The 23643-nt window shown below is 71.4% G+C and carries 23 protein-coding genes; 13 read left to right on the top strand and 10 right to left on the bottom strand.

The genetic code is table 11. From position 1 onward, the window contains the following. Positions 1 to 8 precede the first annotated feature (8 nt). Together pdxR and AA23TX_RS25580 are read left to right on the top strand one after the other, a co-directional pair. Positions 9 to 1454, top strand: coding sequence for a MocR-like pyridoxine biosynthesis transcription factor PdxR (pdxR, locus tag AA23TX_RS25575; protein WP_155545380.1), 1446 nt, complete (start codon positions 9 to 11; stop codon positions 1452 to 1454). Between the two features lie 309 nt (positions 1455 to 1763). Continuing rightward, entirely contained in the window at positions 1764 to 3533 is a 1770-nt protein-coding gene (locus AA23TX_RS25580) for an MFS transporter (protein ID WP_155545381.1), read from the top strand. A 75-nt stretch (positions 3534 to 3608) separates the two neighbouring features. On the opposite strand, the gene AA23TX_RS25585 is transcribed toward AA23TX_RS25580, so the two are convergent. The 3 genes from AA23TX_RS25585 to AA23TX_RS25595 all read right to left on the bottom strand — a co-directional run bounded on the left by AA23TX_RS25585 (position 3609) and on the right by AA23TX_RS25595 (position 5811). Beyond that, positions 3609 to 4706, bottom strand: coding sequence for an acyltransferase family protein (locus tag AA23TX_RS25585; protein WP_155545382.1), 1098 nt, complete (start codon positions 4704 to 4706; stop codon positions 3609 to 3611). A gap of 165 nt (positions 4707 to 4871) precedes the next feature. After that, the gene (locus AA23TX_RS25590; RefSeq protein ID WP_155545383.1) at positions 4872 to 5531 is read right to left on the bottom strand and encodes a peptidylprolyl isomerase; all 660 of its coding nucleotides are present in this window, start codon (positions 5529 to 5531) and stop codon (positions 4872 to 4874) included. A gap of 25 nt (positions 5532 to 5556) precedes the next feature. After that, positions 5557 to 5811 carry a DUF2631 domain-containing protein gene (locus AA23TX_RS25595; RefSeq protein WP_155545384.1) on the bottom strand — a complete coding sequence of 85 codons (255 nt, stop codon included), beginning with the start codon at positions 5809 to 5811 and terminating at the stop codon, positions 5557 to 5559. Positions 5812 to 6181: 370 nt separating this feature from the next. Between AA23TX_RS25595 and dxr the strand changes: the two genes are divergently transcribed. The 3 genes from dxr (at position 6182) to ispG (ending at position 9872) form a co-directional block, all read left to right on the top strand. Further along, positions 6182 to 7384 carry a 1-deoxy-D-xylulose-5-phosphate reductoisomerase gene (gene dxr, locus AA23TX_RS25600; protein ID WP_155545385.1) on the top strand — a complete coding sequence of 401 codons (1203 nt, stop codon included), beginning with the start codon at positions 6182 to 6184 and terminating at the stop codon, positions 7382 to 7384. Positions 7385 to 7387: 3 nt separating this feature from the next. After that, positions 7388 to 8602 (top strand): M50 family metallopeptidase, encoded by a 1215-nt coding sequence (locus AA23TX_RS25605; RefSeq protein WP_155545386.1) that lies wholly within the window; start codon positions 7388 to 7390, stop codon positions 8600 to 8602. Positions 8603 to 8720: 118 nt separating this feature from the next. Next, positions 8721 to 9872 carry a flavodoxin-dependent (E)-4-hydroxy-3-methylbut-2-enyl-diphosphate synthase gene (gene ispG / locus AA23TX_RS25610; protein ID WP_196425529.1) on the top strand — a complete coding sequence of 384 codons (1152 nt, stop codon included), beginning with the start codon at positions 8721 to 8723 and terminating at the stop codon, positions 9870 to 9872. A gap of 73 nt (positions 9873 to 9945) precedes the next feature. Here the strand turns inward: ispG and AA23TX_RS25615 are convergent, their stop codons facing one another. Beyond that, positions 9946 to 10200, bottom strand: a complete 255-nt coding sequence (locus AA23TX_RS25615) for a hypothetical protein (RefSeq protein WP_155545387.1) — start codon at positions 10198 to 10200, stop codon at positions 9946 to 9948. Positions 10201 to 10281: 81 nt separating this feature from the next. Between AA23TX_RS25615 and AA23TX_RS25620 the strand changes: the two genes are divergently transcribed. Together AA23TX_RS25620 and AA23TX_RS25625 are read left to right on the top strand one after the other, a co-directional pair. Next, positions 10282 to 11094, top strand: a complete 813-nt coding sequence (locus AA23TX_RS25620; protein WP_230862701.1) for a helix-turn-helix domain-containing protein — start codon at positions 10282 to 10284, stop codon at positions 11092 to 11094. Further along, positions 11084 to 11473 carry a VOC family protein gene (locus AA23TX_RS25625; protein WP_155545388.1) on the top strand — a complete coding sequence of 130 codons (390 nt, stop codon included), beginning with the start codon at positions 11084 to 11086 and terminating at the stop codon, positions 11471 to 11473. Before AA23TX_RS25620 ends, AA23TX_RS25625 begins: the two co-directional genes overlap by 11 nt. An 84-nt stretch (positions 11474 to 11557) precedes the next feature. Here AA23TX_RS25625 and AA23TX_RS25630 read toward each other — a convergent pair whose 3' ends face one another. Then, positions 11558 to 11764 (bottom strand): DUF4177 domain-containing protein, encoded by a 207-nt coding sequence (locus AA23TX_RS25630; RefSeq protein ID WP_155545389.1) that lies wholly within the window; start codon positions 11762 to 11764, stop codon positions 11558 to 11560. 100 nt (positions 11765 to 11864) lie between these two features. On the opposite strand from AA23TX_RS25630, the gene AA23TX_RS25635 reads away from it, so the two are divergent. The 3 genes from AA23TX_RS25635 (at position 11865) to map (ending at position 15456) form a co-directional block, all read left to right on the top strand. Beyond that, positions 11865 to 12719, top strand: a complete 855-nt coding sequence (locus AA23TX_RS25635) for a GNAT family N-acetyltransferase (RefSeq protein WP_155545390.1) — start codon at positions 11865 to 11867, stop codon at positions 12717 to 12719. Between the two features lie 62 nt (positions 12720 to 12781). Continuing rightward, positions 12782 to 14575: a penicillin-binding transpeptidase domain-containing protein gene (locus AA23TX_RS25640; protein ID WP_196425530.1), complete on the top strand. Its 1794-nt coding sequence runs from the start codon at positions 12782 to 12784 to the stop codon at positions 14573 to 14575. Positions 14576 to 14598: 23 nt separating this feature from the next. Next, positions 14599 to 15456: a type I methionyl aminopeptidase gene (map, locus tag AA23TX_RS25645; protein ID WP_155545391.1), complete on the top strand. Its 858-nt coding sequence runs from the start codon at positions 14599 to 14601 to the stop codon at positions 15454 to 15456. Between the two features lies 1 nt (position 15457). Here the strand turns inward: map and AA23TX_RS25650 are convergent, their stop codons facing one another. The 5 genes from AA23TX_RS25650 to AA23TX_RS25670 all read right to left on the bottom strand — a co-directional run bounded on the left by AA23TX_RS25650 (position 15458) and on the right by AA23TX_RS25670 (position 19424). Further along, positions 15458 to 16261 (bottom strand): ABC transporter permease, encoded by an 804-nt coding sequence (locus AA23TX_RS25650; protein WP_196425531.1) that lies wholly within the window; start codon positions 16259 to 16261, stop codon positions 15458 to 15460. Beyond that, positions 16261 to 17217 (bottom strand): ATP-binding cassette domain-containing protein, encoded by a 957-nt coding sequence (locus AA23TX_RS25655; RefSeq protein WP_155545393.1) that lies wholly within the window; start codon positions 17215 to 17217, stop codon positions 16261 to 16263. The genes AA23TX_RS25650 and AA23TX_RS25655 overlap by 1 nt, the downstream gene beginning before the upstream one ends. 29 nt (positions 17218 to 17246) lie before the next feature. Then, a complete protein-coding gene (locus AA23TX_RS25660; protein ID WP_155545394.1) occupies positions 17247 to 18089 on the bottom strand; it encodes a DUF4097 family beta strand repeat-containing protein in 843 nt (280 codons plus the stop codon). Positions 18090 to 18156: 67 nt separating this feature from the next. After that, positions 18157 to 18648 carry a toxin-antitoxin system HicB family antitoxin gene (locus tag AA23TX_RS25665; protein WP_155545395.1) on the bottom strand — a complete coding sequence of 164 codons (492 nt, stop codon included), beginning with the start codon at positions 18646 to 18648 and terminating at the stop codon, positions 18157 to 18159. Between the two features lie 92 nt (positions 18649 to 18740). Beyond that, a complete protein-coding gene (locus tag AA23TX_RS25670; RefSeq protein ID WP_155545396.1) occupies positions 18741 to 19424 on the bottom strand; it encodes a FadR/GntR family transcriptional regulator in 684 nt (227 codons plus the stop codon). Positions 19425 to 19473: 49 nt separating this feature from the next. On the opposite strand from AA23TX_RS25670, the gene AA23TX_RS25675 reads away from it, so the two are divergent. The 3 genes from AA23TX_RS25675 to AA23TX_RS25685 all read left to right on the top strand — a co-directional run bounded on the left by AA23TX_RS25675 (position 19474) and on the right by AA23TX_RS25685 (position 23638). Then, the gene (locus AA23TX_RS25675) at positions 19474 to 20703 is read left to right on the top strand and encodes a CynX/NimT family MFS transporter (protein ID WP_155545397.1); all 1230 of its coding nucleotides are present in this window, start codon (positions 19474 to 19476) and stop codon (positions 20701 to 20703) included. 153 nt (positions 20704 to 20856) lie between these two features. Further along, positions 20857 to 21753, top strand: coding sequence for an XRE family transcriptional regulator (locus AA23TX_RS25680; RefSeq protein ID WP_155545398.1), 897 nt, complete (start codon positions 20857 to 20859; stop codon positions 21751 to 21753). An 85-nt stretch (positions 21754 to 21838) separates the two neighbouring features. Further along, a complete protein-coding gene (locus tag AA23TX_RS25685) occupies positions 21839 to 23638 on the top strand; it encodes a fibronectin type III domain-containing protein (RefSeq protein ID WP_155545399.1) in 1800 nt (599 codons plus the stop codon). Positions 23639 to 23643 lie beyond the last annotated feature (5 nt).

Below are 23643 nucleotides of genomic sequence, written 5' to 3' on the forward strand. Positions count from 1 at the left end.
ATGGCTCGATGGACAGAGCCAAAACACCGTCCTCGGAGGGGTCCATAGGCTCGGACTTCCTGCAGCTCGACGTCCGTGACGCGCCGGCGGGCGGGCTGTCGGACTGGCTCGCCGGGCAGCTGCGCGCCGCCGTGGCCGACGGCCGGCTCCCGATCGGCGGCCGGCTGCCCGCGTCCCGCGTCCTGGCCGCCGAGCTGCGGGTGTCCCGCGGTGTCGTCACCGAGGCCTACCAGCGCCTGATCGATGACGGGCACGCGGCGGGCCGCGGCCGGGCGGGCACGGTGGTGGTGGCCGCGCCGGTGCTCGCCCCCGAACCCGTGCGCGTCCGGCCGCCGTCGAAGGTGATCACGCCGATGCCGGGCGTCGAGGTGTTCGACGCGGTCCGCGCGGCCCCGGCCCGCATCGACCTCACCCCGGGCGTCCCGGACCTGACGGCGTTCCCGCGCGCGGCGTGGCTGCGGGCCGAGCGCGCGGTGCTGGAGGAGCTGGAGCCGTCGCACTTCGGCTACGGCGACCCCCGCGGCGCCCCGGCGATGCGGCTCGCGGTGTCGCACTGGCTGGCGCGCAGCCGCGGCATCCGCGTCGACCCCGGCGAGATCATCGTGGTGGCCGGCGTCGCGCAGGCGCTGACGCTGGTGGGGGAGGTGCTGCGGCAGCACGGCGTCACCGAGATCGCGGTGGAGGACCCGAGTTCGCTGGGCGCGCGGCAGCACCTGCACCACTGCGGCCTGGCGACCCCGCCGGTCCCGGTGGACGACGACGGCTTGCGCGTCGGCTCCCTGAGCGCGCCGGCGGTGCTGGTGACCCCGGCCCACCAGTTCCCGATGGGCGTGGTGCTGGGCGGCGACCGCCGCCGCGACCTGATGCGCTGGGCGGCCGAGGGCGGCATCGTGGTGGAGGACGACTACGACGCGGAGCACCGCTACGACCGCGCGCCGGTGCCCGCCGTCCGGTCGATGCTGCCGGAGGTCTGTTACACGGGAAGCGTTTCGAAGCTGCTGGCGCCGGCGTTGCGGGTGGGCTGGCTGCTGGCGCCGCCGCGGTTCCACGACGACCTGGTGGCGGCGAAGCGGTTCGCGGACCTGGGCAACCCGGTGCTGGCCCAGCTGGTCCTGGCTCGCTTGATGGAGACGGGCGAGCTGGAGCGGCAGCTGCGGGTGGTCCGGGCCCGGCACCGGCGTCGGCGCGACGCGATGATCCGCACGCTTTCTTCGGAAGTGCCGGGTGCGGTGGTCCACGGCGCGGCGGCGGGCCTGCACCTGACGATCACGTTCGGCACGGACCTGGACGACGTCGCGCTGGCGGCGGCCGCGCTGGCGGAGGGGGTGAAGGTCCAGCCGCTGTCGTGGCATCGGCAGTTGCCGGGCCGTCCGGGGCTGGTGCTGGGCTACGCGGCGAGGACGTCGACGGAGATCGCCGAGGGGGTCGCCGTGCTGGGGAAACTCCTGCGCTGACGCACTTTTCGCGCCACCCGCGTGCCTCCGCCCGTGAGGGGGACCCCCGGTTTCAACGTTACCGGCGGCCACCGACGGTTCCGGTCCGGCGCGGGAGAGTTGTCCACAGGCCGCTCGAGCTGTCCCCAGGCCGAAGCCGCGCCACCGTCCCGCACCCTCGAACAAATCCGGCCCTGCGAGTAAAGGGTCTACAAAGGACAGTCAACCGAGTGTGATCATGCTCTCCCAAGCGATTTCGGAACTTGGTTGCCATACGCAAGCAACTTGCTTAGCCTAGCTAAGGGACTTTGCGAGCAGAAGGGTTGCACAGTGGCGGAACGCCGGACGTATTCGATCGCGGAACTGGGGCCGCGGTACAAGTGGATCGCGCTGTCCAACACGACGCTGGGCATGCTGATCGCCACGATCAACTCCTCGATCGTGCTGATCGCGCTGCCCGACATCTTCAAGGGCATCGGCATCAACCCCCTCGAGCCCGCCAACACCAGCTACCTGCTGTGGATGATCATGGGCTTCCTGGTCGTCACCGCGGTGCTCGTGGTGAGCTTCGGCAGGCTCGGGGACATGTACGGCCGCGCGAGGATGTACAACCTCGGCTTCGCCGTCTTCACCGTTTCTTCCATCATGCTGGCCGTCACCTGGTTCGGCGGTGACGCGGCCGCGCTGTGGCTGATCGGCTGGCGGATCGTGCAGGGCGTCGGCGGCGCCTTCCTGATGGCGAACTCCTCGGCGATCCTCACCGACGCCTTCCCGGCCAACCAGCGCGGGCTCGCGCTCGGCATGAACGGCGTCGCGGCCATCGCGGGCTCGTTCCTCGGCCTGGTCGTCGGCGGCGTGCTCGCCCCGGTCGACTGGAACCTGATCTTCCTGGTGTCGGTGCCCTTCGGCGTGATCGGCACGGTCTGGGCGTACCTCAAGCTGCACGACACCGGGATCCGCAAGCACGCGCGGATGGACTGGTGGGGCAACATCACCTTCGCCGTCGGCCTGATCGCGGTGCTGGTCGGCATCACCTACGGCATCCAGCCCTACGGCACGTCGCAGACCGGCTGGACCAGCCCGATGGTGCTGAGCTGCCTGATCGGCGGCGTCGCGGTCCTGATCGGTTTCGTGGTCATCGAGATGAAGGTCGACAACCCGCTGTTCCGGCTGTCGCTGTTCCGGATCCGGTCGTTCACCTGGGGCAACATCGCCAACCTGACCGCGTCACTCGGCCGCGGCGGGCTGCAGTTCATCCTGATCATCTGGCTGCAGGGCATCTGGCTGCCCCAGCACGGCTACACGTTCGAGCAGACGCCGCTGTGGGCGGGCATCTACATGCTCCCGATGACGGTCGGCTTCCTCCTGGCCGCGCCGACGTCGGGCATCCTCGCCGACCGCATCGGCAGCCGCCTGCTCGCGTCCACCGGGCTGCTCATCACGGCGATCACGTTCCTGCTGCTGATCATCCTGCCGGTCAACTTCGACTACTGGGCGTTCGCGGCGATCCTGCTGATCAACGGCATCGGCATGGGCATGTTCTCCTCGCCCAACCGCGCCGAGGTGATGAACAGCCTCCCGGCGGACGCGCGCGGCTCCGGCGCGGGCATGATGACGACCTTCCAGAACGCGGCGATGGTCCTGTCGATCGGCTTCTTCTTCAGCCTGATCATCTCGGGCCTGTCGAGCAGCCTCCCGTCGACGATGCACGACGGGTTGCTGGCCCACGGCGTCCCCGAGGCGGCGGCGTCCCAGGTGGCGAACCTGCCGGCGGTGGCGGTGCTGTTCGCGGCGTTCCTGGGCTACAACCCGATCCAGCAGCTCCTGGGCGGCCAGCTGTCGTCGCTGCCGCCGGACCAGGCGTCGTTCCTGACGGGCCGCAGCTTCTTCCCGAACTTGATCTCGGGGCCGTTCCAGTCGGGCTTGGCGGTGGCGTTCGGCTTCGCGATCGCGGTGTGCCTGATCGGCGCGGTGGCATCGCTGCTGACGAAGGACGCGCGTCCTTCGGCCGGGGAGTCAGTGGGCGAGGAGCTGGCCGCCGTGGCGGGGGAGTCGAGCGGCGGGCCGAGCGAGCTGGTGTCGCCCGCCAGCGAACGCTGACGGTGTTTCGGAAGCCGGGTGCCGCCCTTGCGCGGCGCCCGGCTTTCTCCGTTCGGCTCGGAACGGCGGTGCGGGTCAGGCTGATACGAGCGCGGGTTCGGCGACCTCGGCCACCGGCTCCGCCTTCTTGGCCCGGCGACGCGCGATGATCCGGCGGCCGACGTCGATCATCGGGAGCTCGACCCAGCGGTAGAGCAGGTCGGCGCCCAGCAGCCCGACGATCGTCACGGCGACCGCGGTGAGGGTCCGGTGCGGGGCGAACTGCGGGATCGCGCCCGCGATCGCCACCGCGACGACGCCCTGCATGAGGTAGAGCGAGTACGAGCGTTCCCCGATGAACCGCATCGGCTTCAGCGACAGGAACCAGGCCAGCGGCCCGCCGCCGGCGACCAGGGACGGCACCAGCAGCGCCGCCAGCAGGATGTAGATCGTGCCGGTGATCGAGCCGCCTTCGTCGCTGAGCAGCTCGGCGATCTCGCCGAACATGGTCTGGACCGCGACCAGCGCGGCGGCGACCACCAGCCCGACGGCGGGGTGCGTGAACACCCGCAGCGCGGCGAAGCCCTTGCGGTGGTGCAGCACGATCGCCAGCGTGCAGCCGATGAGGATCGGCGAGTACGCGCCGGCGTAGGGCATGAAGGGGATCAGGGCGAGCATGAGGGCGACGAGCCCGACGGAAAGGCTCAGCCGCTTCACGAAGCCGAGCGCGCCGACGCCGAACGCGAGCAGCGGCCAGACGAGGTAGAACTTCTGCTCGACACCGAGCGTCCAGGCTTGGCCGAACAGGGCCATCTGGTGGTACTCGCCGACGAAGGCGACGTTCCAGGGCAGCGCCTCGATGATCCCGCTGTGCCGCAGGCCCATGCCCCGGAAGTAGGCGAAGACGACGACCACGCCGATGACGACGTAGTAGACGGGCAGAATCCGGAACGCCCGCCGGATGTAGAACTCGGCGAGGGAAACGCGGCCGTTGCGGGCCTCTTCGCGCAGGGCCAGGGTGGTGATGAGGAACCCGGAGAGCACGAAGAAGAGGTGGACGCCGATCCAGCCGTTGGCCCGCACCCAGTTGGGTCCCCCGTAGTGGAAGACGACGACGAGCACGGCGGCGATGGCCCGGACCCCGTCGAGAGCACCGAATCTTCGGGTGGCCAGGTACTGGTCGTGCGTGATCACGAGTCCCCCTCACAGGCTGCTCACAGCTGGCTCAATGTAATCGAGCACGGAGGGCATTCACTCGTTGGGGTGACGATTCGGACGATGTGGCCGGTAGCGTGCTCGACCGTGAGCAAGTTCGCGATCGCGACGCTGCTCGGTGTCGGCCGGTAGAGGCCGACCTACCTACCGGCCGAGCGTGGCCCGCTGGATCTTCACCGGGTGCGCCGGAGCGCCGTCCAGCGGCCCGTTCGGGTCGGTCGGGATGATCCCGTCCGCCACCATGCGGTCGATCGCCGACATGCCGCGGACCACGGTCCCCAGCACCGAATAGTTCGCCGGGATGTTCGCGAACGAATGCACGATGAAGAACTCGGACCCGTTGGTCCCCGGCCCCTGGTTCCCCATCGCGACGGTCCCGCGCGGGTACGTCTCCGCCCCGGAAACCTCGTCCGGGAACTTGTACCCCGGCCCGCCCTTCTCGACCTCGTAGATGTCCCCGCACTGCAGGACACCCAACCGGGAAGAGTTCGACAGCCGCCAGCACTGCGACCGGTCGTAGAACCGCTGAGCGATCAGCGAAACCATGTTGTGCACCGCGCAAGGGGCCGCCCCGGCGCGGTTCAGCCGCACCGTCACCGGGCCGTAGTTGAACCGGAACGTCACGTCCACGGTCCCGCGCGTCAAAGCGAACGGCAGCGGACGGACCACGGGACGCGCGGCCGGATTGTCGGGGGTCGGCGTGAACTCGCACCGAGTTACCACGGGCGACGCGGACGCCGAAGCCGGCGCCACCAGCAACGCACCCAGAACACCGACGAGAGCCAGACCCCAGCGCAGCTTCATGCCGGGGAGGTTAGCCGGTAACGAACTACTTGCGCCAGGCTGTGCGCTGCTTGCGGATGTCCAGCACGAGCAGCAGGATCAGGAACAGCGAGAGGCCGACGAGCCAGACGTTCTCGGTGTTGTTCTCGTGGTTGCCCTTGATCATCACCAGCAGGATGATCGCGCTGACCCAGCCGGCGATGCGGGTGGCCTTCGGGAACGAACCGTGCCAGCCCCAGGCCGCGGACGGCTCGTCGCGGGGGTCGACCTCGGGCCGCTTCTCGACCGCCTTGCCTGCCACGATGAACTCCTCAAGACCCGTGAACCACGTACACGCCGATGATCCCACACCTCCGGGTGCGCCGCGGACACGGCCCGCGTGGCGCCGGACACCCGGCGCCGCCGCTGTCGGAGCGACTCCGGGTGCGTCGCGCCGCCGCGAGAGGGGCGATCGGCGCCGCGGAACCTCCGAGCGCACGGCCCCCGCCGCGGGACGTCCTGCCTCGCGGGTCCGCGTGGCGCGGTCCGGTTCCGCGGGTGTGCGACCCGGTGCGAGGCGAGCGCTCCGCGGGTGCCGGATTCCCCGGCGGCCTCGCCTCGCGCCCGCCCAGGTCCGCGCCACCGAACCTCCGGGTGCGCCGCGGACACGGCCCGCGCGACAATGACCCGCGATGACTACCTCGCGAAGCGTTCTCGTGCTCGGCTCCACCGGGTCCATCGGTGTGCAGGCCCTCGACGTCGCGGCCCGCAACCCGCACCTCTTCCGCGTGGCCGGCATCGCGGCCGGCGGCGCCGACCCGGCCGCGCTCGCCGCGCAGGCGCTCGCCCACGGCGTCGAGGCCGTCGCCGTCACCAAGGCCACGGCCGCCGAAGACGTGCAGCTCGCGCTGTACGCCGAAGCGCAGAAGCGCGGCTACGACCAAGGAGACTTCAAGCTCCCGCGGCTCTTCGCGGGCTCCGACGCCGTCACCGAGCTGATCGACGCGGTGAAGGTCGACACCGTCCTCAACGCCCTGCCCGGCTCCCGCGGCCTGGAGCCGACGCTCAAAGCACTCGCCACCGGCGCCACCCTCGCGCTCGCGAACAAGGAGTCGCTCATCGCCGGGGGGCCGCTCGTCCTCGCCGCCGCGAAGCCCGGGCAGCTCGTGCCCGTCGACTCCGAGCACTCCGCCATCGCGCAGGCCCTGCGCGCCGGGAAGCAGACCGAAGTCGCCCGGCTCGTCCTCACCGCCTCCGGTGGCCCCTTCCGCGGCCGCAAGCGCGCCGAGCTGGCCGACGTGACCGTCGAGCAGGCGATGGCGCACCCGACCTGGTCGATGGGCCCGCTGATCACCATCAACTCCGCCACCCTGGTCAACAAGGGCCTGGAGCTGATCGAGGCGGCGCTGCTGTTCGACATCGAGCCGGAGCGGATCGACGTCACCGTGCACCCGCAGTCGATCGTGCACTCGATGGTGACCTTCACCGACGGCTCGACGATCGCCCAGGCCAGCCCGCCGGACATGCGGCTGCCGATCGCGCTCGCCCTGCACTGGCCCGACCGGGTGCCCGCCGCCGCACCCGCCTGCACCTGGGACAAGGCCGCGACCTGGACTTTCGAGCCGCTGGACGACGACGCTTTCCCCGCCGTCGAGCTGGCTCGCCACTGCGGCACGGTGGGTGGCTGTCTGCCCGCCGTCTACAACGCGGCGAACGAGGAGCTGGTGGCCGCTTTCCTCGCGCAGAACACCCGCTTCACGTCGATAGTGGACACTGTTTCCGAGGTGGTGGGAGCTGCCGACGAGTGGCGTCGCGAACCTCGCGACGTCGAGGACGTTCTCGCCGCCGAGCGCTGGGCTCGCGCGCGGGCCGGTTCGATCATCGAGGGGAAGTAGCGGGTGTCCTACATCATCGGTGTGGTGCTCTTCGCGCTGGGGATCTGTGTCTCAGTCGCACTGCACGAGGCGGGCCACATGGTCACCGCGAAGGCCTTCGGCATGAAGGTCCGCCGGTACTTCGTGGGCTTCGGTCCCACCGTGTTCTCCTGGCGCCGCGGGGAGACCGAATACGGCCTGAAGTGGATCCCGCTCGGCGGGTTCTGCGACATCGCGGGCATGACGGCGCTCGACGAGGTGACGCCGGACGAGGCGCCGCGCGCGATGTGGCGGTTCAAGACCTGGAAGCGCACCGTCGTGATGTCCGCCGGGTCGGTCACGCACTTCATCCTCGGGTTCGTCGTGCTCTACCTGATGGCCGTGACGATGGGGCTGCCGAACCTGGCCGGCCCCACCACGACCGAGCCCGTGCTGGCCGCGACCTCGTGCGCCCGCTCGGCCACGACGAAGGAGCAGGCGCAGGACGCCAACTGCCCGCAGGGCGCCGCGCGTCCCGCGGAGGCGGCGGGGCTGCGGGCCGGGGACAAGATCCTTTCGATCGGCGGCAAGCCGATCGCCACCTGGGACGAGATGCTCGCCACCGTGCAGGCCACCAGCGGCCCGACGGAGTTCGACGTCCAGCGCGGCGACCAGCGCCTGTCGCTCATCGTCGACGTGCCGAAGGTGCAGCGCTGGAGCGCCGCCGGCGTCAAGGAGGTCGGGATGATCGGCGCTTCGCCGCAGCTCCCGGCCGCGACCACGCAGTACGGCCCGATCGCCGCGGTCGGCGCGACGTTCAGCTTCACCGGCACGATGTTCTCCGAGACGGCCCAGCGGCTCGTCGAGTTCCCCGAGCGCATCCCGGCCGTCGTCACCGCGATCTTCGGCGGTGAGCGCGACCCGAACACCCCGGTCAGCGTCGTCGGCGCGAGCCGGATCGGCGGCGAGGCCGTCGAGCGGGGCATCTGGGTGCTGTTCTTCTTCCTGCTGGCCAGCCTGAACTTCTTCATCGGCGTGTTCAACCTGCTGCCGCTGCTGCCGCTCGACGGCGGGCACATCGCGGTGGTCTGGTACGAGCGCGTCCGCGACTGGATCCGCGCCCGGCGGGGCAAGGCGGCCGGCGGACCGGTCGACTACACCCGGTTGTCCGGGATCACGATGGTGCTGGTGCTGATCGGCGGCGCGGTGACTCTACTCACGGTGACAGCCGACATCGTCAACCCGATTCGTCTGCAGTAGCGCCCCGTCACGGAGGGGTTCCGGCTCCTCCGTGACGGGTCGTACGGGGCGTAACGCTGCTCACCGTGACGGTTGACTTGGTGAAGGTGGCCCGGTCGGGGTAGGTACGCTGGAAACCGTGACCGTCGCACTCGGTATGCCCGCCCTGCCCCCGCCCGTCCTCTCCGAGCGCCGCAAGACCCGCCAGCTCCAGGTGGGCTCGGTCGGCGTCGGCAGCGACCACCCGATTTCCGTGCAGTCGATGACGACGACGCTCACCTCCGACGTCAACGCCACCCTGCAGCAGATCGCCGAGCTGACCGCCGCGGGCTGCGACATCGTCCGCGTCGCGTGCCCGTCGGCCGACGACGCCGAGGCGCTGCCCGCGATCGCGAAGAAGTCGCAGATCCCGGTGATCGCCGACATCCACTTCCAGCCGAAGTACGTCTTCGCCGCCATCGAGGCCGGCTGCGCCGCGGTGCGCGTGAACCCGGGCAACATCCGGAAGTTCGACGACCAGGTCAAGGAGATCGCGCAGGCCGCGAAGGACCACGGCACGCCGATCCGGATCGGTGTCAACGCCGGTTCGCTGGACAAGCGGATCATGGACAAGTACGGCAAGGCGACGCCGGAAGCGCTGGCCGAGTCGGCGCTGTGGGAGGCGTCGCTGTTCGCCGAGCACGACTTCCACGACATCAAGATCTCCGTGAAGCACAACGACCCGGTGGTCATGGTGCGCGCGTACGAGCTGCTCGCCGAGCAGTGCACCTACCCGCTGCACCTCGGCGTCACCGAGGCGGGCCCGGCGTTCCAGGGCACGATCAAGTCGGCCGTCGCGTTCGGCGCGCTGCTGCGCCAGGGCATCGGCGACACGATCCGCGTCTCGCTGTCCGCGCCGCCGGTCGAAGAGGTCAAGGTCGGCATCCAGATCCTGCAGTCGCTGAACCTCAAGCAGCGCAAGCTGGAGATCGTGTCGTGCCCGTCGTGCGGGCGCGCGCAGGTGGACGTCTACACGCTCGCCGAGCAGGTCACCGCCGGGCTCGAGGGCATGGAGATCCCGCTGCGCGTCGCGGTCATGGGCTGCGTCGTGAACGGCCCGGGCGAGGCCCGCGAGGCCGACCTCGGTGTCGCGTCGGGCAACGGCAAGGGCCAGATCTTCGTCAAGGGCGAGGTCATCAAGACCGTGCCCGAGCACGCGATCGTCGAGACGCTCATCGAAGAGGCCATGCGCATCGCCGAAGAGGCGGGGGAGTCCCTCGGCGAGGGCGAGCCCGTGGTCACCGCCGGCTGAGTTCCGGACGTTTTGGAAAGCCTCCTCACCGGCCGTGATGGTCGGTGAGGAGGCTTTCCCGGCTTTGCCGGGGTCAACCCTGCAGGTGGTGCTGGGCGGCGTCGCGGATCTGCAGGCGGACGTTCTCCAGCGCGGCGGCGACCTCGTCGATCTGCTGCGACGCCAGCTGGATCGAACCCTGGATCGCGGTCGCGGTCGAGGTCTCCCCGAGCAGGCCGAGCACCTGCGCCTGCAGGTCTTCGAGGTCGCTCTTGGTGGCGAGCGCGATGCCGGTGGGCACCTGGTCGGCGAGCAGCTCCAGCTGCTGCGCCTGCTCCTGGATCGTCATCGGTGGTTCCTTCCGCGGTGGGGACGCACCTCCGTGTTATCAGAACCGGAACTGTCGGTGGTGACGTTTACGCTGGTATTCGTGAGCGTGACCTGGGCTGTCCACCAGCCGCACCCGGTGGTGCGGCCCCTGGTCACGCGCTACGTCGGGTACGCGCAGGACGAGGTGACGCTGCCGGTCCACCGCGGGCTGCCGTCCCGGTACGTGACGCTGGTCATCAGCCTGGCCGGGCCGGTCCGGATGGCCGGGCACAGCCTGCAGGCGCTGGTCGGCGGGCTGCACACGCGCGCGGTGCTGATCCGGCAGGACCGCAGGCAGGAGGGGCTGCAGCTGGAGCTCGACCCGCTGGGCGTGCGGACGCTGTTCGGCGTCACGGCCGCGGAGCTGAGCGGCGAGGTGGTGGACCTGGCCGAGTTCGGCCTCGGCTCACTGCCGGACGAGTTGCAGTCGCTGCGGACCTGGCGCGAGCGGTTCGCCCTGCTCGACGATGTGCTGGCCGCCCGGGCGGTCTCGCCGGTGGCGCCATCGCCGGAGCTGGGGGAGGCCTGGCGGCGGATGCGGGGCGCGGACGGCCGGGTGCGCGTCACGGACCTGGCGGGCGAGGTCGGCTGGAGCCGCCGGCACCTGGGGGAGCGGTTCCGCGCGGAGCTGGGTCTGGCGCCGAAGCAGGCGGCGCGGGTGCTGCGGTTCGAGCGGGCCGGCCGGCTGCTGCGGCAGGGGCACGCGGACCTGGCTTCGCTGGCCGTCGAATGCGGGTACTACGACCAGGCGCACCTGACGAACGAGTGGCGAGCGCTCGCCGGGTGCACGCCGGGGACGTGGATCGCCGAGGAGCTCCCGTTCCTCCAAGACGAGGAGGTGGCGGCGGGGCAAGACTCGCGGCATGACTCCTGAACCGAACGTCTGGCCCGCTCTCCGCTACGACGACGCCCCGGCGGCGGTCCGTTTCCTCGTCGACGTCCTGGGCTTCACCGAGGCTCTGGTGGTGCCCGAAGGCGACCTGATCGCGCACGCGGAGCTGCGCTGGCCCGAGGGCGGCGCGGTGATGCTGGGCAGCGTCCGCCCACCGGACGGAATCCACGACGCGATGAAGCCCGGCACCGGCGCGGTGTACGTGGTGTCGGACAAGGTGGACGAGATCCACGCGCGGGTGAAGTCCGCCGGCGCGGAGGTGACGGCGGAGCTGACGGACACCGAGTACGGCTCCCACACGTTCAGCCTGCGCGACCCGGAAGGCAACGCCTGGACGATCGGCAGCTACCGCGGAGCCTGACCGGGGCGCGCGACGGGCCGCCGCCGAACCGGGCCGGCGTGCGGCGGCGCTCCTGCCGCGGCGGCCGGCCGGGCCGCGAGCCGTCTACTGCACCGGTCGTTCGAAGGTGACCAGCAACCCGTCGACCCCGCCGGGCCCGACCCGGCCCTTGACCTCGGCCGACGTGATGGCCTTGAGCTGCCACCCGTCCCCGGCGTGGTCGTTGAGCAGCTTCTCGAGCTTGTCCCCGGACATCTTGCCGCCCAGGAGCTTCTCGCGGACCTCGACCACCTTGTACGTGTAGCGCTGCATGTCTTCGATTCTGCCCGGATCGCCGGACACCGGCCGTTCATCTGAGCGTGTCGAGAGGCTCGCGTTCCGTTTCGGCTGTTCATCTGGCACCCTGGAGCCCGTGTTGCGGCTTGCAGGTGCACGGCTGCTCGATGATCGGGACTATCCGGCGGTCCGTGCCGCGCTCGCCGCCGACCCGGTGGGCAGCTGCATGGTCAGCGCCCGGGTCGAGGCTGCCGGTCTCGACCCGTGGCGGCTCGGTGGTGAGCTCTGGGCCGCCGACAGCCGTCCGGTCCGGGCCGGACGGCTCCAAGGCCTGTGCTTTTCCGGGCCCAACCTCATCCCCCTCCGCGGCAACGCCCCCGCGTTGCGCTCGTTCGCCGACCGCGCCCTGCGCCGTCAACGCACCTGTTCTTCCCTCGTCGGCCCGGCCGAGCAGGTCCTCGGGCTGTGGGAGGAGCTCGAAGACGAATGGGGCCCGGCCCGCGAGGTCCGTGACGACCAGCCGCTGATGGCCCTCGACAGCACCCCGCTCGTCGCCGCCGACCCGCTGGTCCGCCCGGTCCGGCCGGACGAGCTCGAGCGGTACCTGCCCGCGGCCGTCGCGATGTTCATCGAAGAGGTCGGCGTCGACCCGCGCAGCGGCGACGGCGGCGCCAGCTACCGCGCCCGCGTCACCGAGCTGATCGGCGCCGGGCGCGCGTTCGCGCGGTTCGAGCACGGCGAGGTCGTGTTCAAGGCCGAGATCGGCGCGATGTCGGCGACCGTCGGGCAGATCCAGGGCGTCTGGGTGCACCCCGATCGACGCGGCGACGGCCTCGGCACCGCCGGCACCGCCGCGGTGGTGAACCGGCTGGTCAAAGGCCTCGGCCGCACCGCCAGCCTCTACGTCAACGCCTTCAACACCCCGGCCCTCGCGGCCTACCGCAAGATCGGCTTCCAGCAGGTCGGCCAGTACGCGACGGTGCTCTTCTAGCCACTCTTCCGTGGCGGCGTTTCGACGCTGGGACACCCCTGCTGACCAGGCATCATCCCGCCATGAGTGCACGTCGACGCCGCGGTGCGCTCGCGGTGCTGCTGCTCGTCGCCGCGACCACGGCCGGGTGCTCGGGCAACGATCCCGAGGACGCTCTTTCGGCCTTCCTCGACGCCGTCGCGTCCGGGGACGTCGCCGCCGCGGCCGCGAACACCGACTCGCCGGACGCGGCCGCGACCGTGCTGTCCCAGGTCCGCGGCGTGCTCGAGCCCGAGTCCCTGGACGTCGACGACGAAGAGGTGAAGGAGCCGAACGGCGACACCGTCACCGCCGGCTACCAGCTCACCTGGCACCTGCCGCACGGCCGCACCTGGACCTACCGCGCCGATGCCCTGCTGCGCGCGGCCGAGAACGGCTGGCAGGTGCACTGGCAGCCGACGGTCGTGCACCCGCAGCTCGCTGTGGGCCAGACCCTCGGCCTGCTGCCGCAGCTGCCCGACACCGCGCCGGTCCTCGACCGCGACGGCGTGCCGCTGATGCGCCCGCAGACCGTGATCGGGGTGGCCGTCGACCCGCAGAAGACGGGCAACGCGAGCGCCGTCGCCGGCTCGCTCGCGAAGGCGCTGCACCGCTTCGAGCCGTCGGTCACCGGCCGCTCGGTGCTGGACGGGATGAGCAAGACCAAGCCCGGGGACGCCTACCCGGTGATCAGCCTGCGCGCCGGCGACTACCAGCGGGTCAAGCCGGTGATCTACGACCTGCCCGGCGTCCGGTTCGCCAGCCAGGAGCGGCTGCTGCCGGTCACCCGCGGTTCCGGGCAGCAGGTCCTCCCCGGCATCCGCGCGCTGGTCGAGCAGCAGCTGGCGGGTGCGGCGGGCTGGCGGATCATCACCCGTGGCGTCACCGGCAGCGAGGTCTCCGAGCTGAAAGCGGAGCCGCCGCGGCCGTCGGCGGCCGTCACCAGCACGCTCAGCGCGCGGATCCAGGCCGTCGCCGAGAAGGCCTTGGAAACCGAGCCGTACCCGGCCGCTCTGGTGGCGATCCAGCCCTCGAGCGGCGACATCCTCGCCGTCGCGCAGAACCGGCCCGCCGACGACGAGGGCTCGCTGGCACTGGCCGGCCGCTTCCCGCCCGGGTCGACGTTCAAGATCGTGACGGCGGCGGCCGCGCTGGCGACCGGCGACGTCGACGCCGGCAGCCCGGTCGACTGCCCCGGCACCACGACGATCGAGAACCGCGTCGTCCCGAACGAAGGCCGGTTCGACCTCGGCCGCGTCCCGCTGACGACGGCGTTCGCGCGCTCGTGCAACACGACCTTCGCCCGGCTCGCCGCCGGGCTGCCGTCGTCGGCGCTCACCGACGCCGCCCGCTCGTTCGGGATCGGCGCGGACTTCGTCGTCCCCGGCCTGACCACGGTCACCGGCGCCGTCCCGGCCAGCGACTCGGCCGTCCAGCGCGCCGAGAACGGCTTCGGCCAGGGCACGGTGGTGACCAGCCCGTTCGGCCTGGCACTGGCCGCGGCCACGGTGCAGGCGGGGAAGGTGCCGACGCCGTCGATCGTCAAGGGCCTGCCCGCGACCACGCAGAACGTCGGCGACCCCCCGTCGGACGACGTCCTGGGCGCCCTGCGCGGGATGATGCGCGAGGTCGTCACCGCGGGGACCGCGACCGGGCTGCGGGACATCCCCGACGTCGCGGGCAAGACCGGCACCGCACAGTTCGGCGACGGCTCCCGCTCGCACGGCTGGTTCGTCGGCTACCGCGGTGACCTGGCGTTCGCCGTGCTGCTGACCGAGGCCGGGTCGTCCAAACCGGCGGTGCAGGCCGCGCACCGGTTCCTGGCGGGGGTCGGCTGAGCGGGCCGTCGTAAAGTGGGGGCATGTCCGTTCGTGCCCCGCTGGTTCCCGGCGTCCAGACGCCGCGCCGTGACGTCCCCAGTTCCATCGCCCGTCCCGAGTACGTGGACAAGCCGGCGCCGAAGCGGGACACCGGCAGTGGCGTGCGCACGCCCGAGGTGATCGAGGCGATGCGGGTCGCGAGCCGGATCGCGGCGCAGGCGCTGGAGGAGGGCGGCAAGGCCGTCAAGCCGGGAGCGACCACCGACGACATCGACAAGGTGGTGCACGAGTTCCTGCTCGACCACCACGCCTACCCCTCGACGCTGGGCTACCGCCGGTTCCCGAAGTCGTGCTGCACCTCGCTCAACGAGGTCATCTGCCACGGCATCCCGGACTCGACGGTGATCGAGGACGGCGACATCTGCAACATCGACGTGACGGCCTACATCGGCGGCGTCCACGGCGACACGAACGCGACGTTCCTGGCCGGCGACGTCTCCGAGGAGGCGCGCCTGCTGGTGGAGCGCACCCGCGAGGCGACGATGCGGGCGATCAAGGCGGTCCGGCCGGGCCGGCAGCTCAACGTGATCGGCCGGGTCATCGAGTCCTACGCGAAGCGCTTCGGCTACGGCGTGGTCCGCGACTTCACCGGCCACGGCGTCGGCCCCGCGTTCCACACGCCGCCCACGGTCCTGCACTACGAAGAGCCCTCCGTCGACACGATCATCGAGGAGGGCATGACCTTCACGATCGAGCCGATGATCACCCTGGGCACCATCGACTACGACATCTGGCCCGACGACTGGACCGTCACCACGAAGGACAAGAAGTGGACGGCCCAGTTCGAGCACACCCTCGTGGTGACGGCCGACGGCAGCGAGATCCTCACGCTGCCCTGAGTCAGTGGCTCGTGGCCTTCTTGTAGCAGCGCACCGAAAGCGGCACGAAGATCGCCAGCAGCAGCGCGATCCACAGCACCGACGCCAGGAGCGCGTGCTGCATCGGCCAGACGTCGCGCGGCGGGAGGGCCGCGCTCGTGTTGCCGAACAGCTCCCGCGCCGCCTGCGTGATCGCCGAGACCGGGTTCCAGTCCGCGATCGCCCGCAGCGGGCCGGGCAGCCGGCCGCTGTCGACGAACGTGTTGGCCAGGAACGTCAGCGGGAAGACGACCACCATCGACACGTTGTTGAACACCTCGGGCTTGCGCACGGCCAGCCCGAGCGCGCCCATCACCCACGACAGCGCATAGGAGAAGGCCAGCAGCAGGACGATCCCGCCCAGCGCCTCGAGCACGCTCGTGTGGATGCGCCAGCCGACCAGCAGGCCGACCAGGCCCATGATGAGCAGGCTCGCCGTGCTGAGGATGAGGTCCGCGGTGGTCCGCCCGATCAGCACGGCGGCGGGCGACATCGGCAGTGAGCGGAACCGGTCGATGATGCCCTTCTGCAGGTCGTCGGTCAGTCCGTAGCCGGTGACGATGCCGCCCATCGCCACCGCGAGGGTGAAGATCCCGGGCAGCATGAACTCGCGGTACGACAACCCGGGGACGTCGATCACGCTGCCGAACACGTAGCCGAAGAGCAGCACGAACATCACCGGCGTGAACACGAGGGACCCGAGCAGGTCCAGCGACCGGAAGATCTTGATCGAGTTGCGCTTGGCGATCGTCACGCCGTCGGTGACGGCCATCTGCACCGCGTTCATCACACGGCCTCCTTCACGGTCTCGGCCACGTCGTGGCCGGTCAGGGTGAGAAAAACGTCGTCGAGGGTCGGGCGGCGGAGGCCGACGTCGCGGACGTCGACGCCGTCGGCGGCGAGCAGCGCCAGCGCTTCGGTAAGCGCTTTCGCGCCGTGGGTCACGGGCACGGTGAGGCGGAAGCCCTCGGCCTGCGGCTCACCGCCGCCCAGCCCGGCCAGCGTCCGCCGGGCCACGGCGACGTCGTCGTGCGTGCCGACGGTCAGCTCGATCCGCTCGCCGCCGACGAGGTCCTTGAGCTCGTCGGCGGTGCCGCGGGCGATCACGCGCCCGTGGTCGATGACGGCGATGCTGTCGGCCAGCCGGTCGGCCTCTTCGAGGTACTGCGTGGTCAGCAGCAGCGTGGTGCCGCCGGCGACCAGTTCGGTGATGACGTCCCACAGCTCGGTGCGGGCCCGCGGGTCGAGCCCGGTGGTGGGCTCGTCGAGGAACAGCACCGGCGGGTTCGCCACCAGCGCTCCGGCCAGGTCGAGCCGGCGCCGCATGCCGCCGGAGTAGCCCTTGACCGGGCGGTCGGCGGCGGCGTCCAGGCTGAACCGGGCCAGCAGTTCCCGGCCGCGTGCCTTGGCCCGCTTGGTGCCCAGGTGGTAGAGCCTGCCGACCATCTCGAGGTTCTCGGCCCCGGTCAGCTCGAGGTCGACGGCGGCGTACTGCCCCGACGCGCCGATGTGCGTACGCAGCTGCTGCGCGTCCTTCACGACGTCGAACCCGGCGACCGTCGCACGGCCCGCGTCCGGCTGCTGGAGTGTCGTGAGGATCTGGACGGTGGTGGTCTTTCCGGCGCCGTTCGGCCCGAGCACGCCGAGCACCGTGCCTTCCGGCACCCGCAACGACATCTCGTCGAGCGCGGTGACCTTCCCGTACTTCTTGACCAGTCCCTCGGCCACGATGGCGTCTGACATGGATCTTCCCCTTTGCGTGTGCGGAGTCTTCAGGCGCGGCGGATGACGATGTCGCCGGTGTAGGTGTGGGCCTTGACCTCGACGGTCTCGGTGCTGGCACCGGGGCCGTCGGTGGCGCTGAGCGTGTTGCGCACGCTGCCGGTCAGCGAGTTGAGCTCGAGCCACGCGGCGCTGCCCTCGCGGATGCCGACCTCGATCTCGCCGACGGCGGTCTCGAGGACGACGCGGTCGCGGATGACCTCGCCGATCCGGATGTCGCCGGACGCGGTCTTGGCGTGCACGCCCGCGTGGGCGACGTCGACGAGGATGTCCCCGTTGGCGACGCTGACGCGCAGGTCGCCGGTCACCTCGCCGACGCGGGTCTCGCCGTTGGAGTTCTTCAGCACGGCGGTGCCGTCGATCTCGCGGATCCGCAGCTCGCCGGAGCCGGTGTGGACCTCGGCGTGCCCGGTGGCGCGGTCGACGGTGACGTCGCCGGTGGCGGTGCTCGCCTCGATCACGGCGGCTTCGTCGAGGTGGATGTCGCCGACGGAGGTCTTGAGCCGGCTGTCCCCGATGCGGCCGCCGACGCGGAAGTCGCCCATCGCGGCGGTACCGCGGATCCGGGAGCCGGCCGGCAGCTCGACGGTGATGTGCAGGGCGCCGGCCTTGCCCCAGAGCTTGGTGACGTACTTCGGGCCCTTGACCAGCAGCTCGCCGCCGGCGAACTCGACGTGGGTCCGGGCCACGGCCTTGACGTCCTCGCCGTCGGTCGGGTCGGCGGGTTCGATCTCGACGGTGGTCTCCGCACGCTCGCTGGCGACGATCCGGACGTCCGCGACGCTCACGTCGATCGTGGCCGTGATCGGCTCGGGGGTGGGGAAAACAGGCATGGCTGCGCCCTCCTGGGGTGCTCGGGTGGCGTCTCCGCAGGTCGGAGACGTGAAGGAAGGGGGGGAGTTACTGAACCCAGCCGGTGTACTTCTCACCGAAGGCCGAGCGGCGCGGCGGCGGCTGGCTCCGGCCGGGGCCGAGCGCGCTGTTCGCGGCCCGGACGAGCCAGGCGTTGATGGAGATCCGGTCCCTGGCCGCGGCTTCTTCGACGCGCTGCTTGAGCTGCTCGGGCAGGCGCAGGTTGATCCGCGCGACGGCGCCGTCGTCGGGCTCCGGCGGGGGCGGTGGTGCCTCGGCGGGTGCGGGTTCGGGTGGGGTGGGCAGCGAAACGGCGAACTCGGCCTCGCGGCGGCGAAGGCGCACTTCGACGGAGCCGGGAGCGAGGTCGCGGGTGATCTCGTCGGTCGCGGCCGAAAGCACGTCGAGCAGGGTGAGCCGGATCGCCGATTCGAGCGGCGCGGTGAGCCGCTCGGCGAGAGCGACGGCTTCCTCGCCCGCCGCTTCGGCGGCGACCGCGAGCTCCCGGCGGAGTTCGTCCACGAAGGGCGTCAGGTCCATGGCATTACTGTGGCACTGCAGTGGTGCCACGACAACCCTGAAATGGCACCCTTAAGGGTCAGAAGTGGTGCCATCAGGTCCGAAAGTCCAGGTCAGGAGCGTTCGACGCGCTCCAGGAGCTCGTCCAGGAAGCCGCAGGCCTCGGCCGCCGCGCGATCGGGATCGCGCCGGGCGATGGCTTCGGCAAGACCTTCGTGGCCGATCTCCGGAACGTGCTCGACGCCCGGCGTGATGCTCGACGTCGCCGCGATGCTCGCCGTGATGACCTCGGTGAGGCCGCGGTGGAGCTCGGTGAGCAGTCCGTTGTGCCCGGCGCGCACGACCGCCGAGTGGAACTCGGCGTCGGTGCGCGCGAAGTCCTCCCAGCGCCGTTCGCGCAGCTCGACCTCGCGGCGGACCAGCAGCGACCACAGCTCCGCCACCTCCTCCTCGGTGCGCGACAACGCGGCGAGGCGGGCGCCTTCGGCTTCGAGGGTGCGCCGGACCTGCAGGACCTCGCGCAGCTCGTCGCCGCAGAGGCGGCGGATCGCGCCGGACACCTCGCTGGTGGCGCGCACGTAGGTGCCGTCGCCCTGGCGGACTTCGAGCAGGCCCGTGTGCGCGAGCGCGCGTACGGCTTCGCGGATGGTGTTGCGCCCGACGCCGAGCTGTTCGCCGAGCTCGGCTTCGGTCGGGATGCGCTTGCCGAGGGGCCATTCGCCCTCCGCGACGGCGGTGCGCAGCTGCTCGATGACCTGGTCGACCAGGCCGGCCCGCCGGGTGGTGGCCAAAGGCACAGGAGTTATCCCTTCATCCAATCATCCTACGTATGCGATAGTAGCGGTCATGCGCGTCGAACACCGTGAATCCGCCCTGGAACCCGAGCTGGACGGCGCCATCGAGGTCCGGACGCCGGGCGTGGTCGCCGCCGGCGCGCTCCTCGCGGTCGCGGTGGTGCTCACCGCCCTCAACCTGCGCCCGGCGATCACCGGGGTCGGGCCCATGCTCGAAGAAATGCGCGCGGACCTGGGCACCTCGGGAGTCTGGGCGGGCGTGCTCACGACGTTGCCGACGCTCTGCTTCGCCGGTGCCGGGCTGGCCGCGCCGCTGCTGGCCCGCCGGGCCGGGATCGGCTCCGCGATCGCGCTCGCGCTGGCCACGATCGCGGCCGGGCTGGTCCTGCGCGTGGTCGACGGCCCGGCCGTGGTGCTCGGCGGGACGCTCGTCGCCACCGCCGGGATCGCCCTGATCAACGTGCTCATCCCGGTGGTCATCAAGGACTCCTTCCCGGCCCGCATCGGCGTCATGACCGGCGTCTACACCGCGGCCCTGCAGGGCGGCGGCGCCCTCGGGTCGGCGGTGACCCCGCAGCTCGGCGACACCTTCGGCGGCTGGCGCCCGGCGCTGGGCACCTGGGCGGTGGTGGCCGTCGTCGCGCTGGTCGCGTGGATTCTCGCAGCCCGCGGCACCGGCCGGACACCGCGTCACGCCGACGCCGCCGACGCCGGCCGGTCGCTGCTGCGCAACCGGCTCGCCTGGGTCGTCACGGCCTTCTTCGGCCTGCAGGCGTTCTACGCCTACGCCGCGATGGGCTGGTTCCCGCAGGTGCTGATGGACGCCGGAGTGCCGCGCGACGAAGCCGGCCTGCTGTTCGGCCTGGTCTCGCTGATCGCCGTGCCCATCAGCCTGGTCGTCGCGCCGATGGCGGCCCGCCAGCGCGGCCAGGGCTTGTGGATCGTCACCCTCGGCGTCTTCGGCTTCGCCGGGACGACCGGGCTGATGCTCGCGCCGTCGTGGTCGCCGCTGCTGTGGAGCCTGCTGGTCGGGCTCGGGATGAGCGTGTTCTCCCTGGCTCTGACGGTGATCGCGTTGCGCGCCCGCACCGGCGCCGACACCGCCCGCCTGTCCGGGATGGCGCAGGGCTTCGGCTACCTGTTCGCCGCGCTGGGGCCGTTCCTGTTCGGCCTGCTGCACGACGTCGCGGGTGGCTGGCAGGTGCCGCTGGCGATGCTCCTGGCGTTGCTGCTCGTCCAGATGGTGTTCGGCGCGCTCGCCGGCCGCCGCCGGTTCGTCTGATTCTACTGTGCCGTTCGTCAAGAATCCGACCACAGTCACGGCCGGACGGCTTTCGTGGCAACGGTTGCCTGCCACTCGGCGGCCGGCCTGCTTTTGGCCGGATTCTTAACTGTTAACGGCGTTCGTCCGGCCTGGGCCGCTTAAGATCACCGGGTGGCCGTGCCGTCGCCGGACCTCGGGACGTTGCTGCGCGTGGGCCCGTTCGACGCCGCCCTGCGCGCGGCGATCCGCGCTCGCGGCCTGAGTCTCGACCGGCTGCGCGAGCACCTGCGGGCCCGCGGCGTCACGGTGACGACGGCGACGCTGAGCTACTGGCAGTCCGGCCGCAGCCGCCCCGAGCGGCGGGACTCGGTCCGCGGCCTGCGTCAGCTCGAAGCCGTTCTCGAGGTACCGGAAGGTTCTCTGGTCGCCTTGCTCGGGCCGCCGCGGGCGCGCCGGTCCTCGCTCGCGGAGATCGGGCGGTTCTGGCCGGACGGCCGGCGCATCGACGCCGCCGTGTCCGATGTGGACATCCGCTGGGACGAGCGGCTGACCCGGCTCGGCCAGCACGACGTGGTTGTCGTCGGCCCCGGCCGTGAGGAACTGGAGATCCGGTCGCGGCAGGTGCTGCGTGCGGAAGCCGACGGCCCGGACCGGTGGGTGGTGATCCTGCACCTCGACGAGCACGACCGGCCGCTGCCGGAGCTGCGCGACCTGCGCGGCTGCCGGGCGGGCCGCAGCGTGCACCGGCCCGGGGACGGCCTGCTCGTCGTCGAACTGCTCTTCGACAGGCCGCTGCGGCGCGGCGAAACGGTGCTCACCGAGCACACGCTCGTCAACAAAGCGCCGCACCCGGTCGCGACGAACTACGAACGCAAGTTCCGGCTGCCGGTCCGCGAATACGTGCTCGAAATCCGGTTCTCGCCTGAGGCGGTTCCGGCGGTGTGCCGCCGGTTCGCCGAACCGGGTGAAGCAGCCGACGTCGTCCCGGAATCCGGTGCGGTGCACGGGGTCGCGCTGAACTTCGGCCCCGGCCGGTACGGCTTCGAATGGGACTGGCCCGCCAGTTAACTGTTAAGGACTTCCGGATCTTCAATTCGGTCTTTCCCGCGTTCTAAGGTCTGCGCACTCCACTCGCCGATCCGAGGAGAAACCGATGCGCAGATTCGTTTCCGTCGCGAGCGTGGCCGCGTTGGCCGCGCTCGGACTGGGCGTCACCCCGGCCCAGGCGGCGCCACCGCCGAGTCACCCGCAGGCCGAGGTGGACGGCGTGGCCACCGCCTTCGGGCTCACCGCGGACCAGGCCCGGGCCCAGCTCGCGGCCCAGGACGACGCTCACCGGGTGGCCGCGGCCCTGCCCGCCGCGGTGCGCGCGGCCTCGGCCGGGCAGTGGTTCGACGCGGCCACCGGGAAGCTGACCGTCGCCGTGACGTCGGCCGCCGACGCCGGCCGGGTCGCCGCCGCGGGAGCCGTCGCGAAGGTCGTGACGCGGAGCCAGGCGGACCTGGACCGCACCGACGCCGCCGTCCGCTCGCTGGTCGGAGCGGGCGTGCCGGGCGTCTACGGCTGGGGTGTCGACGTCCGCGGCAACGACGTCGGCGTCGACGTCGACCGCACGAAGAAGACCGCCGCGACCGAAAGCTTCCTTTCCCGGGTGAAGGATCTCGGCGTCCGGATCACCGAGACGCCGACCTCGCCGCGGCAGCAGTCGGGCACGATCCAGACCGGCAACCCGTGGTGGCCGGGCAGCGAGAGCAACTGCTCGGTCGGCTTCCCGGCCACGGATTCCGGCGGTGCCAAGCACTTCCTCACCGCGGGCCACTGCACGAACGACCGTGACCAGGCCGCGTACGGCGCTTCGGGCCAGCAGAACAGGCTCGGCACGTCGAACGTCGGCGGCACACACAGCGTGAACGCCCGCGAAGGCGACATGGGCGTCGTCGCGGTGACGGAAGCGGGCTGGACCCTGTCCGCGTCGGTCAACACCTGGGGCGAGCCGGCGGTCACGCTGTCCGGCGCGGCCGAGGCGATGGTCGGCGACCGCGTCTGCCATTCCGGCAACACCTCGCACTGGCAGTGCGGCGAGGTCAAGTACACGCACAAGTCCGTCGACTACGGCGGCGGCCTGGTCATCGACGACCTGACCTGGACGACGGCGTGCTCCCTCGGCGGCGACTCGGGCGGCGGCTGGCTGCTCGGTGACAAGGCCACCGGCCTGCACGACGGCGGCCCGTCGAAGTGCGTCGACAACCCGAGTGACGGCGACCTCTCCCTGTTCCAGCCGGTGCTCGAGGCGCTGACCAGGTGGCAGCTCACGCTGGTGACCGGCAGCGGCGACACGACCCCGCCGAGCGCGCCCGCCAACCCGCGCGTCACCGGCTCGACAACCACCAGCGTGTCCCTCGCCTGGGACGCGTCGACCGGCGACGCCACCGCGTACGACGTCTACAACGGCTCCGCGCTCGCCACGAGCGTCGCGGGCACCACCGCCACGGTCACCGGGCTCTCGCCGGACACCGCGTACACCTTCACGGTCAAGGCACGCGACGTCGCGGGGAACGCGTCTCCCGCGAGCGCGGCCGTCACCGCGCGCACGCAGGCCGGGGGCGGCGGTCGGACTCTCACCAACGGCACGGACTACCCGATCCGCGACTACCAGCAGGTGTTCAGCCCGATCACGTCCACCCTGACCGGCCAGGCGGCCACACCGCTTTCCGTCGCGGTCACGCTGCGGCACACCTGTGCCGAAGACCTCGGAGTCACGCTCCTCGACCCGAACAGCCGGGCGTACGCGCTCAAGTACAGCGGCGGCGGCAGCACGTGCACGGTGTGGAACGGCACTCGCACGTTCACCGTCCCGGCAACCGCTCCGGCGGGCGGCCGGTGGCAGCTGCGCGTGACCGACTACGGGCCCGGCGACACCGGCACCCTGGACAGCTGGTCGATCACGCTCTAGGGACT

It is taken from the genome of Amycolatopsis camponoti, assembly GCF_902497555.1.
Classification (GTDB): domain Bacteria; phylum Actinomycetota; class Actinomycetes; order Mycobacteriales; family Pseudonocardiaceae; genus Amycolatopsis; species Amycolatopsis camponoti.

Coding starts and splice junctions, on each gene's coding strand:
- pdxR (WP_155545380.1), top strand. CDS start 9: ATGGACAGAGCCAAAACACCGTCCTCGGAGGGGTCCATAGGCTCGGAC.
- AA23TX_RS25590 (WP_155545383.1), bottom strand. CDS start 5,531: ATGAAGCTGCGCTGGGGTCTGGCTCTCGTCGGTGTTCTGGGTGCGTTG.
- dxr (WP_155545385.1), top strand. CDS start 6,182: ATGACTACCTCGCGAAGCGTTCTCGTGCTCGGCTCCACCGGGTCCATC.
- AA23TX_RS25615 (WP_155545387.1), bottom strand. CDS start 10,200: ATGACGATCCAGGAGCAGGCGCAGCAGCTGGAGCTGCTCGCCGACCAG.
- AA23TX_RS25625 (WP_155545388.1), top strand. CDS start 11,084: ATGACTCCTGAACCGAACGTCTGGCCCGCTCTCCGCTACGACGACGCC.
- AA23TX_RS25630 (WP_155545389.1), bottom strand. CDS start 11,764: ATGCAGCGCTACACGTACAAGGTGGTCGAGGTCCGCGAGAAGCTCCTG.
- AA23TX_RS25640 (WP_196425530.1), top strand. CDS start 12,782: ATGAGTGCACGTCGACGCCGCGGTGCGCTCGCGGTGCTGCTGCTCGTC.
- map (WP_155545391.1), top strand. CDS start 14,599: ATGTCCGTTCGTGCCCCGCTGGTTCCCGGCGTCCAGACGCCGCGCCGT.
- AA23TX_RS25650 (WP_196425531.1), bottom strand. CDS start 16,261: ATGAACGCGGTGCAGATGGCCGTCACCGACGGCGTGACGATCGCCAAG.
- AA23TX_RS25655 (WP_155545393.1), bottom strand. CDS start 17,217: ATGTCAGACGCCATCGTGGCCGAGGGACTGGTCAAGAAGTACGGGAAG.
- AA23TX_RS25660 (WP_155545394.1), bottom strand. CDS start 18,089: ATGCCTGTTTTCCCCACCCCCGAGCCGATCACGGCCACGATCGACGTG.
- AA23TX_RS25665 (WP_155545395.1), bottom strand. CDS start 18,648: ATGGACCTGACGCCCTTCGTGGACGAACTCCGCCGGGAGCTCGCGGTC.
- AA23TX_RS25675 (WP_155545397.1), top strand. CDS start 19,474: ATGCGCGTCGAACACCGTGAATCCGCCCTGGAACCCGAGCTGGACGGC.
- AA23TX_RS25685 (WP_155545399.1), top strand. CDS start 21,839: ATGCGCAGATTCGTTTCCGTCGCGAGCGTGGCCGCGTTGGCCGCGCTC.